Source organism: Actinoplanes sp. NPDC049118 (assembly GCF_040648555.1).
Lineage (GTDB): Bacteria > Actinomycetota > Actinomycetes > Mycobacteriales > Micromonosporaceae > Actinoplanes.
In genome coordinates, this window is sequence record NZ_JBEZDY010000021.1 from 1 (window position 1) to 14,759 (window position 14,759).

16 protein-coding genes are annotated in these 14,759 nt (G+C 70.9%); 5 read left to right on the forward strand and 11 right to left on the reverse strand.

What is annotated here, in order from left to right:
* Positions 1-836, reverse strand: an 836-nt coding sequence (locus AB0B58_RS29185; RefSeq protein ID WP_360230018.1) for an MASE4 domain-containing protein, incomplete at its 3' end; no start/stop codon positions are given.
* A 172-nt stretch (positions 837-1,008) separates the two neighbouring features.
* On the opposite strand from AB0B58_RS29185, the gene AB0B58_RS29190 reads away from it, so the two are divergent.
* Positions 1,009-1,482 (forward strand): hypothetical protein, encoded by a 474-nt coding sequence (locus AB0B58_RS29190; RefSeq protein WP_360230020.1) that lies wholly within the window; start codon positions 1,009-1,011, stop codon positions 1,480-1,482.
* 234 nt (positions 1,483-1,716) lie between these two features.
* Positions 1,717-2,736 carry a hypothetical protein gene (locus tag AB0B58_RS29195; protein ID WP_360230022.1) on the forward strand — a complete coding sequence of 340 codons (1,020 nt, stop codon included), beginning with the start codon at positions 1,717-1,719 and terminating at the stop codon, positions 2,734-2,736.
* Between the two features lie 251 nt (positions 2,737-2,987).
* Here AB0B58_RS29195 and AB0B58_RS29200 read toward each other — a convergent pair whose 3' ends face one another.
* The 3 genes from AB0B58_RS29200 to AB0B58_RS29210 all read right to left on the reverse strand — a co-directional run bounded on the left by AB0B58_RS29200 (position 2,988) and on the right by AB0B58_RS29210 (position 5,249).
* Positions 2,988-3,371 carry a response regulator gene (locus AB0B58_RS29200; protein ID WP_360230024.1) on the reverse strand — a complete coding sequence of 128 codons (384 nt, stop codon included), beginning with the start codon at positions 3,369-3,371 and terminating at the stop codon, positions 2,988-2,990.
* 145 nt (positions 3,372-3,516) lie between these two features.
* Positions 3,517-4,836 (reverse strand): hypothetical protein, encoded by a 1,320-nt coding sequence (locus AB0B58_RS29205; RefSeq protein ID WP_360230026.1) that lies wholly within the window; start codon positions 4,834-4,836, stop codon positions 3,517-3,519.
* Positions 4,837-5,000: 164 nt separating this feature from the next.
* On the reverse strand, positions 5,001-5,249 hold the full coding sequence (locus AB0B58_RS29210; protein WP_360230028.1) for a hypothetical protein: 249 nt from the start codon (positions 5,247-5,249) through the stop codon (positions 5,001-5,003).
* A gap of 277 nt (positions 5,250-5,526) precedes the next feature.
* Between AB0B58_RS29210 and AB0B58_RS29215 the strand changes: the two genes are divergently transcribed.
* Positions 5,527-6,528: a pyridoxal-phosphate dependent enzyme gene (locus tag AB0B58_RS29215; protein WP_360230030.1), complete on the forward strand. Its 1,002-nt coding sequence runs from the start codon at positions 5,527-5,529 to the stop codon at positions 6,526-6,528.
* A gap of 206 nt (positions 6,529-6,734) precedes the next feature.
* Here the strand turns inward: AB0B58_RS29215 and AB0B58_RS29220 are convergent, their stop codons facing one another.
* Positions 6,735-7,433: a DUF6193 family natural product biosynthesis protein gene (locus AB0B58_RS29220; RefSeq protein ID WP_360230032.1), complete on the reverse strand. Its 699-nt coding sequence runs from the start codon at positions 7,431-7,433 to the stop codon at positions 6,735-6,737.
* 175 nt (positions 7,434-7,608) lie between these two features.
* Here AB0B58_RS29220 and AB0B58_RS29225 point away from each other — a divergent pair, with 175 nt between their 5' ends.
* Positions 7,609-8,034: a hypothetical protein gene (locus AB0B58_RS29225; protein ID WP_360230034.1), complete on the forward strand. Its 426-nt coding sequence runs from the start codon at positions 7,609-7,611 to the stop codon at positions 8,032-8,034.
* 110 nt (positions 8,035-8,144) lie between these two features.
* Here AB0B58_RS29225 and AB0B58_RS29230 read toward each other — a convergent pair whose 3' ends face one another.
* The 4 genes from AB0B58_RS29230 to AB0B58_RS29245 all read right to left on the reverse strand — a co-directional run bounded on the left by AB0B58_RS29230 (position 8,145) and on the right by AB0B58_RS29245 (position 11,840).
* Complete coding sequence (locus AB0B58_RS29230) at positions 8,145-8,777, reverse strand: hypothetical protein (protein ID WP_360230036.1); 633 nt, start codon at positions 8,775-8,777, stop codon at positions 8,145-8,147.
* A gap of 321 nt (positions 8,778-9,098) precedes the next feature.
* Positions 9,099-10,082, reverse strand: a complete 984-nt coding sequence (locus AB0B58_RS29235; RefSeq protein ID WP_360230038.1) for a hypothetical protein — start codon at positions 10,080-10,082, stop codon at positions 9,099-9,101.
* 73 nt (positions 10,083-10,155) lie between these two features.
* A complete protein-coding gene (locus tag AB0B58_RS29240) occupies positions 10,156-10,773 on the reverse strand; it encodes a TetR/AcrR family transcriptional regulator (protein ID WP_360230040.1) in 618 nt (205 codons plus the stop codon).
* Complete coding sequence (locus tag AB0B58_RS29245) at positions 10,770-11,840, reverse strand: hypothetical protein (protein ID WP_360230042.1); 1,071 nt, start codon at positions 11,838-11,840, stop codon at positions 10,770-10,772. Before AB0B58_RS29245 ends, AB0B58_RS29240 begins: the two co-directional genes overlap by 4 nt.
* Before the next feature lie 332 nt (positions 11,841-12,172).
* Between AB0B58_RS29245 and AB0B58_RS29250 the strand changes: the two genes are divergently transcribed.
* Complete coding sequence (locus AB0B58_RS29250; protein ID WP_360230044.1) at positions 12,173-12,556, forward strand: ArsC/Spx/MgsR family protein; 384 nt, start codon at positions 12,173-12,175, stop codon at positions 12,554-12,556.
* 28 nt (positions 12,557-12,584) lie between these two features.
* Here AB0B58_RS29250 and AB0B58_RS29255 read toward each other — a convergent pair whose 3' ends face one another.
* Both AB0B58_RS29255 and AB0B58_RS29260 read right to left on the reverse strand, forming a co-directional pair.
* On the reverse strand, positions 12,585-14,057 hold the full coding sequence (locus AB0B58_RS29255; RefSeq protein ID WP_360230046.1) for a HAMP domain-containing sensor histidine kinase: 1,473 nt from the start codon (positions 14,055-14,057) through the stop codon (positions 12,585-12,587).
* A complete protein-coding gene (locus tag AB0B58_RS29260; RefSeq protein WP_360230048.1) occupies positions 14,050-14,724 on the reverse strand; it encodes a response regulator transcription factor in 675 nt (224 codons plus the stop codon). The genes AB0B58_RS29255 and AB0B58_RS29260 overlap by 8 nt, the downstream gene beginning before the upstream one ends.
* Positions 14,725-14,759 lie beyond the last annotated feature (35 nt).

Here is a 14,759-nt window from a genome sequence, read left to right on the forward strand (position 1 = left end):
GCGCGGCGGCTCAGTTCGCGGTGCGCGCGGTCGAGATCCTCGTGCGCCGCCGAGAGCCGGCGGTAGAGACTGGCGGTCTCGGCGAGCAGGGCCAGCAGCACCACCCCGGCGGAGATCAGCAGAGTCACCCGCGCCGCATACCAGCCGAGCGTGTAACGGTGCGCAGCGGCCAGGCGCAGGATGGCGGTGGCCAGGGACGCGCTGATCGCCACCACCACCCAGCGTTCCACCGGCGGCCGGCGGCGCAGATCCCCGATCACCGCCAGCAGGCTGACGGCGGCGGCCACCAGTGCCGCAACCAACACGTATCGGCCGGCCGTGGTCTGCGCACCGCCTTGTTGGAGCGGGGGCAGCCAGTCCGCGGCACCGACGACGACGCCCGTCACCGCGAGCACCAGCGCGAGCACCGCTGCGGCCGCGGCCGCGGCGACGGTCCGCCGCCGGTTCCGGGCCTGCTCGCTCAGCCGGGCCGGCAGCGCCGCGACGACCCGCTGTTGCACCGCTACCAGCACCGGAAACCCGGCGAGTAGTAGAAAGAAGAGCCACGGTGCGCAGACCTCGGCCCAGGTCGAGCTGGCACCCAGGCGCTGGCTTCGGGTGAAGACGACGGCGTAGGGCACCATCATCAGGCTGGAATAGAGGTAGGCCGACGAAAGGCCCAGCGTCGCCAGTCGGCCACCGGCCATGAACTGCTGCACCAGCAGGTGCGCGGTCAGCAGATCGGCCGCCGTCATGAGGACGAAGAACGCGACTACCAGGTTCGGGTGAACACCCAGGTGGTAGCCGGCGATCGGGACAACGATCAGGGCGGCCGCGATCACGGTGACCGCGTACAACCACAGACCCCGGCGTACCGGGGCCTCTTCCGGCCGTCCCGCAGCGCTACCCGGGTTCACGGCCATAGACCCCCAAACCATCACAAATTCTCGCTTAAAGGCTACCCGGGGCCGCCGCCGGCCGGTGGCCAATAGTGTGGCGCGGGCGGAACCACAGCCCCGGGCGATGCCGGTGTCCGATCTTGAGGCGATATTCGGCGTACTCGCCGTCGTGCATGGCCACCTACTGGCCGACGAGCTCCCGCCGGATTTGGTACGAAGATTGGCCAGCCGGCTTGCCCGTCACGGGCCGCTGCCCGACGGCGCTTCGGCGGGCGAGCTGAACGCCCTGCTGGCCGACCTCTGCCAGCGCCTGCATTGGGCGATGTCGGAGGACTACGGGGACTATCCCGAGCCGATGCCACGCCGAACCACCTACTATCTCGACGTCCCGGACGAGGAAGTCGACGCCTGCATGGCGGAATTGGCTGACCTGGGCGGCGAGGTCAGCCGGCACAGGATCGAAGACGCGACCCGGTCGAACGGCTGGCAGATCGCAGCGGCGTTCCCCGACCTGCCGCCGGACCCGAGCCACCACGCCCGAGTTGCCCAACTGTCATCACTGGCCCACCGCCACGGGGGTCAACTCGCAGGCTTCGGCGGATGACCCGCCGCCCAAGACGCCCGTCGCTCGCCCACAGGCTGTGGATAGAACATGTGTACGACAAGCGCGCCCGGACCGAGTACGTCGCGGCGGCGAGCAGTACTCAGGATCTGCCCGCATGGGATCGGCGGCACGTAGCGGCGACGCTGGAACTGGAGGCGGCTTTGCGTGCGTTGATCGCGACGAGGCGCACCTACGACCGTGGCCGTCGAAGGTCTTAAGCTCCCCCATGTCCGGGTGAGACTCCTTGAGTCCGGCGTCGGGCAGTCGATGGGGTGGCAGGCGTCGGGTGCGTGGGAGGTCTCGGTGGTGAGTGCGGGGCGTACGCGCACGGTGCTGCGCTGGCCGGCGGGGCTCGCCGCTCTCGTGATCGTGCTCGCCGCAGCCGGGTCGGCGCCCGCGCAGGCCGGGCCGGGCGACGACGAGGCCTTGTACGCGCAGTGCCGCAAGGCCGTGCAGGACCTGACCGAGCAGTACCGCCAAGTCGAGAACGCCGGATTCTCCCTTGCGTGCACCCGGCCGGACGGCACGATCGCGGACCCGAAGCTGTGGTGGCCGGCCGCGCAGAACCGGCCGGCGCCGACCCCGCCGATCACCGCAGACCCGGCCGGTTGTGTCACCGGCCCCGGGCGGCCGGTAGTCGACACGACCCTGACCAGCGTGTTGGCGACAGCCGGGCCGGGCGAAGCCATCATCTACCAGTACCAGCAGCTCGACGGCGGCGAACCCATCAACGTTTCCTCCGAAACGGAGACCCTGTCGTTCGAACCGGGCTACCTGACACCAGGCGGGAGCTACCGCTGGCGTGCGCGGGTCGACGACACCGAGGAACAGGCCCGCGACCCCATCTCCTTCGGCGTCCCGGACGACGAGCAGGGCTGGTCGCCCTGGTGCGAGTTCACCGTGGCCGCGGACGCCATCGACTATCGCGGGCTCGGCGACGTCCGCCTGGAGGCATTGAACGAGCTCGGCCTGCGTCCCGACCGCACCTACACAATCACGCTGACCGGCCGTCAGCAGCGCCTGCTACGCGCGGGCACGAACGTCGGCCGGACCCATACCCGGATGACGCTGACCGGCCCTCGCTGGACGGACCTCTTGCTCCAGCTGACCGAATCGGCCTTCATCGCGGACGAGGTCGCCGCCGAAACCGACGAGGACGACCCGACAGCGCCGGACAGCACCCCCTACCGCAAGCTCGTGGACGCCATCTCCGTCAAACTGGGCGGCCCGCACCACCCCCAATTCGGCGGCTAACGCGTGGTGGCCGCGACCACGGGGCCTTCCACCGCGGGCGAACGCCACCACGGCAGCATCCGCCTGATCCCCCGCGAACAGCCCGGCACCCACATCAGCGTCCGCCTACCCGTCGATCAACCCTGACCGGCACCCAGCTGTGCCTGCGCCGCAACCTGTCGTCACCGTGCAGCGGCGAGAGACAGGAGATTGCCGAATCCGCACACCCGCTCGGGGTGGCTGCACCGCCACCACAGCGGCCGTCGCGAGTCCTACGCGCAGACGACCGGGTCCTGGCCGTCCTGATGACCGCTTTGCAACGCCCTCTCCAGACAGGCCAACAGCTCCTGCCCGAGGAACGGTTTACGCAGAACCGCGGTGGCCTGCGCGTCCACGGGCCGGGAATCGCCCGGGACCAGAGCGCCGCTGATGAAGATGACCGGCAGGCTCTTCGTAGCGGGGTCGGCACGCAACGCCCGACACAGATCCACACCCGACATGATCGGCATGTCGATGTCACTGACCACCGCGGCGGGCTGATGGTCGAGCACCGCCTGCAAACCCGCCGCGCCGTCGGCGGCCTCGATCACCGTGTACCCCGCCCGGCGCAGGATCCGAGCGGTGATCGCACGGATGTCATCGTCGTCTTCGGCCACCACAAGAACAGTCAAACCTTGCCGCTTTCACCTGAATTTTCCTGAACAGCATGGTTGAGAAGACTTTAACGCCAAAATCAGCCACCACATCACAGGAAGATGGCCGTCTGCTCAGTGGTCCACGCCGCCACCGCCGGCCCGGATATCAGTTCGGCACGGTGGTGAGGAACAGGTTGTCCCGGCGGTCGGTGTCGCCGGCGACCAGCGTTCCGTCATCCGATACGAAGGTCACCCGCCGGCCGTCGGCGGACAGCGCGAGGTCCAGGCAGGCCCGGACCGCGGGCTTGCCGGTGATGCCGTGGCTGGCCGGCGTCACCGCGCCGGTCTGCCGGTCCCGCACGTAGACGTTCCGGCCGCCGGACCAGTCGCCCTCCATCGCACCCGAGGACGCGGTCACGGCCAGGTAGCGGCCGTCGCCGGAGAGCTGGGGCTCCTGGGCACCCACGAAGGCACCGGCCGTGTTGCGGTCCTCGCGGGTCAGCTCGCCGGTGCGCAGGTCCTTGACGTAGACCTTCGCCGTGATCTGGCCGCCGTCCGCACCCTCGCCGAGATTCGTTGCCGAGCTCCGGAAGGCTGCCAGCCGGCCGTCCACCGAGATGGCCGGCTCCTCGCTGGTCCCGTTGCCCTGCACACCGGCCGCGGTGACGCTGATCAGCCGGGTCACGTCCTCCTGCCGGTCCCTCACGAACACGTCCTTCTTCCCGTTGGTGTCGCCGGCGACCAGGTTCGCGGCCTCGGACGCGAACACGACGAAACGGCCGTCGCCCGAGATGCGGGTACCCGCCCAGTACGTGTGCCGGTCGGCGGGCCGGCCGGAGGGGGTGACGGTCACCCGCTCCGGTGTGCCGGTCACGCGGTCGTACACGTACACGTCGGTCCACCAGTCGGTGTCCGTGGGCACCAGGCGGCTCTCGGTCTCGAACGCGATGTACCGGCCGTCGCCGGAGATCGACGGGAAACGGCTGTCGTCGTGCCAGCCACCGGCCGCGCCGCCCGCGGTGACGCTGACCCGGGTGGTCGTGCCGGCCTGCAGATCCCGCACGAACACGTCGTCGGCCTCGTTGGTGTCCCCCGGCACCAGGTTGGACGCGGCGGACCAGAAGGCGACGTAGCGCCCGTCCGCCGAGATCGACGGCTCCGAGCTCGGCTCGTTGGCCTGCTCTCCGGTCGAGCCCACGCTGACGAGCGTCGTGCCGCCGGTGGCGGTGTTCCGGACGAAGACGTCCAGCCTGCCGTTCCGGTCGTCGCTGACCAGGTTGGATGCGAACGAGCTGAAGGCCACGTACCGCCCGTCGCCGGACAGGGAACCCCCGTCCAGGGTTCGGTCGTTCGGCCGTCCGCCGTCCACCGCGAGGTCCACGGCCGTCGGGACGATCGCGTCCGCGGCCAGTGCCATACCCGGTGTCGTTGCAGTCACCATCGTCGCGACCAAGGCGGTCACTGCGATGCCGGTGATTCTCCTCATGCTCCTGCCTTCTGTTTCGCCGGCGCCGTGTCGGTACGGCTCCGGGCCTCTCCGAAAGATCTAGCCGGCCACCGTCACCGCGCCGTCCGAGACGGGCACCGGACAAGCAGAACGTCGGGGGCACCAGGTGAGGCTGCCCCCGACGTCACGGCAAACGGGTCAAGCTACAAATTGCAGGTCTCGGTCCCGTCCGGGTTGGATGACATGCCTCCACCGTGTTCGGTGCACCACTGGTCCAGCCATCCCCCGGGGCCGGTCCTGCCCGCCTCGACCGTCGTGCCGGCACCGGTGGCAACGGAGGCGTGCACCGCCGCGATGCCGGTCAGGCTGGCGGCCGTTGCCGCGACGATGCTGAACGTGCGCAGAAGGCCGCGCCAGCTACGGCTGCGGTGATCAGGATTGGCAATGGTCATATCCATGTCCTCTCGGAAAGCGCGTTGTGGCGACCTCGCGGTCGTCGAAACTGTTGTCGGCGTTCGGTGCCGGACGTCTGCCGAAGACAATCCGGCCCCTCGGCTCGTTCCGGAAGGCTCGGCGGGGTTATCCGGACAGGGCCGTACGGCACGGCGGCGGGCGGGCGACGCCGGCTCCCATTCGGTACGGGTGGGCGAACGCGCAGACGCCCGGACATGGCGGGCGGTGCGGGCCGGACGGGGTCGTCGTCGGCGCCCGCGGCCGTACCCTGATCCGATGACGCCGCCGTACCTGCACGTCCGGTACCCGACCGCGGCCGCCCGGCTGCCGTTTCGGCAACTGGGCTCCGGCCCCACTCCGGTACGCCGGCTCGCGGGCTCACCGCAGGTGTGGGTCAAGGACGACAGCGGGTACGGCACGATCTACGGCGGCAACAAGGTCCGCAAGCTGGAGTGGACCCTCGCGGACCTGCTCGAACGCGGCCGGCGCACCGTTGTCACCGCCGGCGGGACCGGCAGCCACCACGCGGTCGCCGTGGCCCGGTACGCCACCGCGGCCGACCTGCGGGTGTCCATCGTCGCCCTCGAGCAGCCGTACGACGACCATGTCGCCGGCCAGCTCGCCGCGGTGCTCGCGGCCGGCGCCCGGGTACGTCGAGTCCGCACGGTCCCAGGCGGGTACGTCGCCGCGGCCAGCCTCCTGGCCGAGGCGGCGGTGAAAGGTCAGCGGCCGGCCCTGCTCCCGATCGGCGGCTCCAGCCCCCGCGGCTGCCTCGGCTACGTCGAGGCGGCGTTCGAGTTGGCGGCCCAGGTGGCCGAGGATGAGCTACCGGTACCCCGGCGGGTGCTGCTGCCGGTCGGCTCGGGCGGCACGGCGGCCGGGCTCGCCCTCGGGCTCGCCCTGGCGGGGCTGCCAACGGAGGTGGTGGGCGTGCTGGTCAACGACCGCACCCCGATGGGGCAGACGCAGGTCCGGCGGCTCGCCACCGCTGCGGCAAGGCTGCTGCGCCGGGCCGGTGCGGCCCTGCCCGACGGTACGCCGCTGGCGCCGCTGACCGTGCGCCGCGACTGGCTCGGCCCGGGCTATGGGGTGGCCACCGCCGACTCGGCGTCCGCAGCCGCCTGGCTGGCCGAGCACACCGGTCTAGTGGCCGAGCCGGTCTATACCGCCAAAGCGGCGGCAGCCCTGCGTGCGCTGGCCGCGGACGGTACCCCGGACGGCCCTCTGCTGTACTGGCACACCGCCGACCGCGGCGCCGCCCCTCGTTCCCGGCTTTGACCACCCCGCTGCTTGCAGTGGGTCGCAACATCGAGGGTCGGCGTTCGCTTGGACCAGGTGACGCGTTTGCGGCCCCGCCGTAATGGCGATCGTTGCCCACGGCGATCCCTAGAGCACCACGTCGCGGTCAGCCGATCTCGGGCAGTGAAGGCCCGGTCGTCCACACCGCCACCGCCGGCCGTTGATGCGCCGCGTTGTTCTTGTGATCAGTCCGGCAGCTCGGCCAGCACGAGACGGAGCGCACCAGCAGCGTCGGTTTCGTCATAGACCCGGCCACCCCGAGTGCGCACCACATATCGGCCGGCGCCCCCTGCCGGTTCGATCAGGGGATGAGCCTTGCTGTACGGCCACTGCGGCGTGCTACTGAAACTCAAGGTGAAGTGGCTGGTGTATGGCCGCAGCGCTCGCAGTCGCGGCTCGCGGATGGCCAAGGCGACAAAGGCTGCCAGCCGGACCCCAACCGGGTCCCCGCAATGGTTCTCGTGCAGCCATAACCAGCTCGCCTCCTGACGATCGCCGCGCTCTCGCGCCTGGGCCAGAGCCACCGATCCCAGAAACGGCCACGCCGCCGCGATCTGTCCAGGACGCTCCCCGGACAACCACAGCCGCGCTGCACCGGCCGCCATCGCGAGATCCACGGCATAGCCCTGCAGCATGGTGGTCTTGCCGGTGCGAAGCGCCAGGTAAAACCGCCGCTGCCGCGGGCTCAGCAGCAGGTCCGCACGCAGATCTCCGTTCTCCGCCGTCGCAGTGCGACGCGGGTTTACGCCTTCCCGCTGCCGCACCCGATGGGGCGTTCCCTGCCGGTCGAACTCGGCCTGCCAGGCCCGACGCGCGTCGCCTACCTCAACGATGTCCGGATACCAGCATGCCGCCTGGCCCCAGTCGTCCCCTGCATCGGTCACCTCCCAATAGTGCAGTGCGTTCGTCGGCTTCTATCCGGATCCGGCGTGCAGAGTGCTGACCCGGTGGAGGGCTGCCACGAGGGCAGCAAGATCGTCTCGAATCGAGCCTGGGTTATGGTTCTGCCGCATCGACAGCGATCTTGACGGGGGTACAGGCGTGCGAGCACGTCCGGGCATGATCGTCCTGGCGGCGACGCTGAGCGTGAGCGGGTGTGGCGCCGCCACCGACGAGCCACGGAAGAACGCCGACAACACCGTGGCGCTGTGCACAAGATGGAAGGACTCGACGCGGGCCTTCGTGGGTTCGGAGAATCTCGCTCCCGAGGCGCAGGCCTACAACAAGGCGATTCAGGATCAGTACGTCGGAAAGCAGCACCCGAAGGCCGAGCTGATCGAGATTCAGCGCGCCTACTGGAGTGCGCAGGAGACGGTGCCACGCGCGCTCGCCACCGAGGCCACCGATCCGAAGTTGAGCGACGCCTTCTCGGCCTACGCCGATGAGCTTCGGAGCAGGGCCGCGGGCCAGGTCCCGGCGACCGGCGACGCCATGGGCTCAGCGCCACAGAAGACGTTGATGTCGTTCTGCTGGCCGCCGTCCTGACCCGGGCTCCCCACGACACCCCGCCCCGCTCGCCGCAGCCGCCCGTCGGTGGATCGATTACCGGCCCGCTGCGAGGCTCACATTGGATGCCAGGCCGAGCGGATAGTGGATCAGGCCGATGAGGCGGGCGATTCGCCGGCAGGTGACCGGAGGCCTCCGTGGGATGCGACCAAGGCGTCTGCCACGATCGCGGCGTCCGCCTCTGCGACGTCCGCCGGGTATTCCGGCAGGAGGTCGTCCCAGACGACCAGCCACGATCCATATAGCTGCGCTTGCCCCTCCGGCCGGGCGAAGAACCAGACGTGCAGGTGCGCTCCCCCGTCACCGATGCGGTAGAGGTGGGCCCGCGAGATGTGCGGCAGGTCCTGCATGTGGCGGACGATGCGGGTGCTCAGGAGTCCCAGCTCGGCGGCCAGCTCATCAGGTAGGTCCGCCATGTCGTGGTGATCCCGCGGATACAGCATGAGCACCAGCGGCACGCCGACCCGCGGAATCCGGGCCAGTCGCCAGCGATCGTTGAACCAGATCCCTTCGTCCCGCTCGCGGCAGGCGCCGCAGTCCGCCGGGTCCTCGCCATGCCGTGCGGGCTCAGGCAGCACCGGCGGCCGCAACGGCGCGACGCGCAATCCGTCCGGCTCGAACGGACTGATCTCCCATCCCGTCATCCGCGCCAACGGGAGACGGAGCTCTACGTCGGCGGCGGCGACTGCTCGGTCATAGAACTCGTCCGGTCGCAGGGCCATATCGCGAAGCCTACTGCGGGCCATGAACGGGCGATTCCGTTGCGCTCGGAGACTCCGTCGGTGGCTTCGTCCGCGGCCAGAGCGCGGGCTGCGCTGTCTGCCGAGCGAAGTCGTGCAGCATAGGTCTCGACGTCAGCGTCGTTGTACATAGAAGGGCCTCGGATCTGAGGGACTGACTCTGATGCTCATGCACGCTCATCGGCCACGAGATGCCCGGCGCGAGCCAGGCCAGCGGGAGCAGTACGGAGCCTGATGTTCATTCGAGCGGGCACCCTCTGCGCGGCAGATCCGGATACTTGAGCGGCGTTCGCCGTAAGGGTTTCAGAACGGGGTGCCGGAGTTCGGGTCCGGTTCCGTCGCGAGCGAGTCTGCGTACCGACGTTCCTCGGTCTCGTCTGACCAAGGCGGCATGGTTCCGCTTGTCAGCCGTGATTCGAGTTCTGCCAGCAGGCGCAGCGACGCCTCGTCGGGGACCGGCGGGCCGGCGGCTGCCGGCAGCGTGGTGCTCTCCTGCGGTATCGGAGTTGCCTGGTAGGTCGCGAGCAGGTGCGCGGCGCGGCGCGCGAGGTCGGCCACGTCGACGCCGGGCCGATGCAGGGCGGTCCACAGTTCCGCCTCCAGGGCCAGCGCCGCAGTCTCCCAGGGTTGTACCGGCGGGATCCATGCCACGCCGGCCGCCCGATACCTGGCGTTCTGGCGTGCCTGGTCTGTCGGGCCGAGACTGAACATCACACCGGAGAAGGGCCAGTCGAAGGCCGGCAACGACCACGGAAAGGTACGGCCGATCCGCGACAGGCCCAGCGCTTTGACCACCTCGAACACTAGATCGACGACCTGGCCACGGGCCCGGTCGGCGTCGCGACCGATGGCCAGCCGCAGCCTGTCCGCGTCCGCCCGGAACCCAGCCGCGTCCGACCAGGCGGTCAACTCGGCGGCAACCTCCTCGATACCGCGCCCGGCCGGCTCGGCCATCCCCCGCGGCTGATGTCGGTACGTCCCGCAGGTCCGGCTCACAGGCCACAGGCGAGTAAGCGGCCCCACCTGCCCGGGGCTCGCCGCGCACATCGCCGCGCAGGAGTCGTCACTGATGTACGCGGCCAGCACAGGACAGCCGGTCGAAGCCGCAACTGCCTCGCAGGAGCCCCGCAGATCGGGCGGATCGTCGGACCCGCCGGTCTCCAGCAACTGCCAGTCGTCACTTAGTTGCCGCAACCAGCGGTGCCTGTACCCGAACCCGGCGACGCCGTCCTGATCGACCAGCAGGCCATGCGACCGAGCGACCACAACCGTGCCCCAGTAGCTCACCGGCAGAGCCTAGATCACATGATCAATACGCGAGAAGAACGAGTCCTACCAGCCTGCCGGCCTGGCGCGGACGTCAGATCCCGCCGTCGTGGCGGCGGCTGTCCTCGGTCAGCAGTGCACCCGCCAGACGGCGGACCAGTGCGTCGCTGCGATCGTCGGCGTCTGCGATCAGGCCGGAGCGCAGCAGTGACACTCCCTCCAGCAGTCCGACGAATACCCGCGCCTGTGCGTGCGCGGTGCTGGCGGGCACGTTCGGCACGACGGTGCTGATCAGCTCGGCGACCGCGGTGAGGTAGCGGTCGTAGAACCCCCGCACGGCCTGGGCCACGGCCGGGTCGTGCGCGGCCATCGCCCAGAGTTCGTAGAACAACGTGGCGATGTCCCGGTCGCACTGCTCGGCGAGCAGCATGTCGATGGCCGCGTGTGGGTCCGCGGGCGGGGACAGCGGAGCGCTGATCCGGTCGGACGCGGCACTGAGATGCCGGTCGAGCAGGGCGGCGACCAGGTCGGCGCGGGTGCGGAAGTAGTACTGCAGGTTGCCCAGGCTGATGCCGGCGGCGGTGGCGACCGACCGCACGGTGAGGGCGGCATGGCCGTGCTCGACCAGGATCCGGGCGGCGTGGTCGAGGAGAGCGTGGCGCCGGGCCAGGCCCTTAGGGGTGCCCGGCGTGCCGGGACGGCGCTGGCTCATGCCGCCCGCTCGGTGACGTCGGCGGCGAACTCCACGTCCACGTCGACACCCAGCCTCCGCAGGTCTGCGGCCAGGTCCGGCGTGGCGGCCAGTTCTGGGAAGGCGACACCGGCGCTGGTATCCGGGTTCAGGGCGTCGCGTAGCGACAGCAGCGCGCCGACCGCGGTGAGGTGCGCCTGACCCGCGGGATCCCGGATCATGGCGGCGACCGCGCCTTCACGGCCGGCGACCGCGACGCGCAGTCGCGCCTCACCGCCGGAGCCGGGGCGGTGCAGCAGCGAGCGGCGCAGCCCGCGGAGGCGCTCGCCGGTCGCGATCCGGAAGAAGCCGAGCCGGCGCAGCGCGAGCAGTCCGGCCGTCGCCGAGCCGTCGCTGAATCCGAGCCTCGTGACCGCCTGCCGAACGCCGAGGGTCAGCGGCAGGGTGAACTGTTCCGGAGTGTCGATACGGGCGACCTTGACCAGGTCGGCGCCGATCGTCACACGGCGCACATCGGTCAGGGGTGTCACGGTGCGCTCGGCACCAGCGGCGCCGGCCTCGAAGTCGAGGCCGAGGCGGTCCATGAAGTCCACCGAGTCGGCACCGGAGCGGTCGGCGGTGTCGTAACGCACCGCGACGTCGACGTCGACGGCGCCACCGACGAGTCCGCCGAGATGCCCGGCGAGGCGGGGAACCAACCCGCCCATCCAGCCGGAGGAGAGCATCACGGGGGCGCCGCCCGGCTGGGCGGCGGCCACCGCGAGCGCCCGCTGCAGCCGGGCTGTCCATCGCGTCACGTCGACGTACGGGACAGCGGCGGTCAGGCATGCGCGCATCGCCGTGTCGATGTCGTCGTTTGCCACGGTCACGACCGCCCGCACGGCGGCGTCGGGCACCACTGCCGAGTCCAGATCCCACCGCAGGACGGTGACGCCGGGCTCGGCGAACCCGACGCGTTCGGGGTGGCGCCCAGCCAGGACGAGAGGCCACTCGCCGTGGTGGCGGCGCAGCAGCGCGGTGAGTTCGCGGCCCACCACGCCGTATCCACCGGCGAGCAGCACCGGCCCATGCGGTTCGAAAGTCAGCATGGACCAGAGATTAGGTCACCTGACCCAGAAATGCCAAGTGCCGGCAGCCACGAGCGTCGCCCTACCCGGGCCAGGGGCGGCATTGAGCAGCTTCATCGCAATCCACGGTGCCAAGCCGGGCGAGCGCCGAGAGATCATCGAAGCGTTGGCCAAGACCAGGCAGTTGGGGCTTTGGCGGAGACCTCAGTGGCCTCGGCGCAGCCGACGCCCGGCGCGTCGGCGTCATCCAGAGCAGGGCCAGCGTGCACTGCGGCAGGTCCGGACGGCTGCTCGTCGGCGCGGTGGTGCGAGGATCTGCCGGTGACATGACAGTGCCTGGAAGCGGAGGCCCGATGGAGATCTGGATCAACCCCGAGTGCTCGAAGTGCCAGAGCGCCCTGACGATCCTCGAGGCCGAACAGGCGGACTACACCGTCCGGTACTACCTGGAGCAGCCGCCGACCGTCGAGGAACTCAACGACGTCCTTGCGCACCTCGAGCTGGAACCCTGGGACATCGCGCGGCTGGGCGAACCGCTCGCCGGGCAGCTCGGCATCGCCACCTGGCCGCGGGAGGCAGCCGACCGGGACCGGTGGATCGCCGCCCTCGCCGCGCACCCGGTCCTCATCCAACGTCCGATCATCACGGCGGACGAGACGGCATCCATCGCCCGATCACCCGAGGCCGTCCGTGCCGCGCTCCGACGAGGCGAAAGCAACCCGACCTCGTCGAGGTGACCCGGTCCGGATCGGTTCCGGCCCGGCCTTACTGCGGCAACCGTACGAGCAGAGCCGCGCCGCCCAGGTCGCCGTCCACCACGGCGAGGGTGCCGCCGTGGCCGGCGCAGATGTCGCGGGCGATGGCCAGTCCCAGCCCGGATCCGCCCGAGTCGCGGGCGCGGGCGTCGTCGAGGCGGGTGAACGGCAGGAGCACCTTCTCCCGGTCGGCCGGGGCGATGCCCGGCCCGTCGTCGACCACGAGGAGGCGTACCCAGCCGGCGGCGGGGTCGGGTCCGACCGTGACCGTGACGGCGCCTCGGGCGTGACGTTCGGCGTTGTCCAGCAGATTGCGCAGGAGCCGGGTGAGCTGCGCCCGGTCGCCGGCCACGACGGCGGGGCCGGTCACGTCGCAGCCGACCCGGACCGGGCCGGTGCGCCCGCGGTCGGCGATCTGGTCACGGGCGAGGATCGCCAGGTCGATCGGCTCGCGTGGCACCGCGGCGGCGGCCTCCAGCCGGGCCAGTAACAGCAGGTCGTCGGCGAGGCGGTGCAGCCGCCGCGTCTCGCCGGCCGCCTCCCGGATCACGGCGGCGTGGTCCGCGCGGTCCGGGTGGTTGGCCGCCACCTCGAGGATGGCCCGCACGCTGCCGATGGGCGTGCGCAGCTCGTGCGCGGCGTCGGCGATGAAACGGCGCTGGCGGTCGGCGGCCGCCGCGAGCCGGTCCAGGGTGTCGTTGAAGGTATCGGCGAGGCGGGCGAGGCGGTCGTCGGAGTCCGGCACCGACAGCCGCTGGTCGAGCCCCTGCGCGCTGAACTGTGCCGTCTGCGCCCGCATCCGCTCGACCGGACGCAGCGCCCGGTCGGTTGCCAGCCACGCCACCAGGGCGACGAGTACCACCGCCAGCGGTATGCCGGGGATGAGCAGGCGGTCGACCCGCGCCACCGCGCGCTCGGCCTCGAAGGGCAGGACGAGGACGTAGAGCCGGATCGGCGGGGTGTAGAGCGGCTGGGCGCGCAGCCCGAGTTGACTCACGTCCCAGGGGGTGTCGAGGTCGGTGTCGGCGTGCAGCGTCCGGTAGGTGCGGTTTGCCATTCTGGCCCGTGCGCCCGGTGGCGGTGCGCCGAGCCGCACCGAGCCGCGCTGCGGTCGGTAGTCCGTCACCCGGCCGGCCGGCGGCGCGGGCAGCAGCCCTCGGTCCGCGACGTACGGCTCCAGCTCGTCGCTGCCGTCGCGCACCTTGCCGTCCGAGGAGACCAGCAGGTAGGCGACCGTGTCCGACTCCGGCACCGAGGCGTCGCCCAGGCTGAACGTGACGAACACGTTGAGGTCGTCCTTGTTCAGCGTGGGGTTGCCGACGATGGCGTCCTGCAGGCTCAGCACCGTCGTACGTGCCTCCTGCTGGGCGGCGCGGATCCGTTCGGCGTACACGACATGCCGGAGCCACAGGCCGGCGCCGAGCAGCAGCAGGCTGGCCGCGACGCCGGCGGCCACGGCCGCCCGGACCCGCAGGTCACGCACCGAGGTCCTCGAGCCGGTAGCCGACGCCGCGGACGGTGTGGATCGTCCGTACCCCGAACGGCATGTCGATCTTGCGCCGGAGGGCGCTCACGTACACCTCGACGATGTTGACGTCGCCGTCGTGTTGCAGGTCCCAGACCTGATCGAGGATCTCGGTCTTGCCGACCACCTCGCCGGGGCGGCGGATCAGGGTCTCCAGCACGCCGAACTCGCGCGGTGTCAGCTCCACGGCCCGCCCCGCGCGCTGGCAGGTACGCGCCGCGGGGTCGACGACCAGGTCGCCGACGCGCAACTCCGGCGGCGCCCCGCCCTTGCGCCGCAGCAGCGCCCGCAGCCGCGCCACCAGCACCACGTACGAGAAGGGTTTGCGTAGGTAATCGTCGGCGCCCGTGTCGAGCGCCTCGGCCTCGTCGTACTCGCCGTCCTTCGCCGTGAGCACGAGCACCGGGGTGGTGTCGCCGCGGCGGCGCAGTTCGGCGCAGACGCGGTAGCCGTTGAGGCCGGGCAGCATCAGATCAAGCACGATCGCCGCATAACGCGCCTGCGCCGCGTAGTCGAGCGCGGCCCGGCCGTCCTGCACCAGGTCGACGGCGAAGCCGTGCGCCTCCAGACCGCGGCAGATCGCCCCGGCCATGGGCCGCTCGTCCTCCACCACCAGGATGCGCATGCCGCCCAGCGTGACACACCGCCGCGGGACCCTGA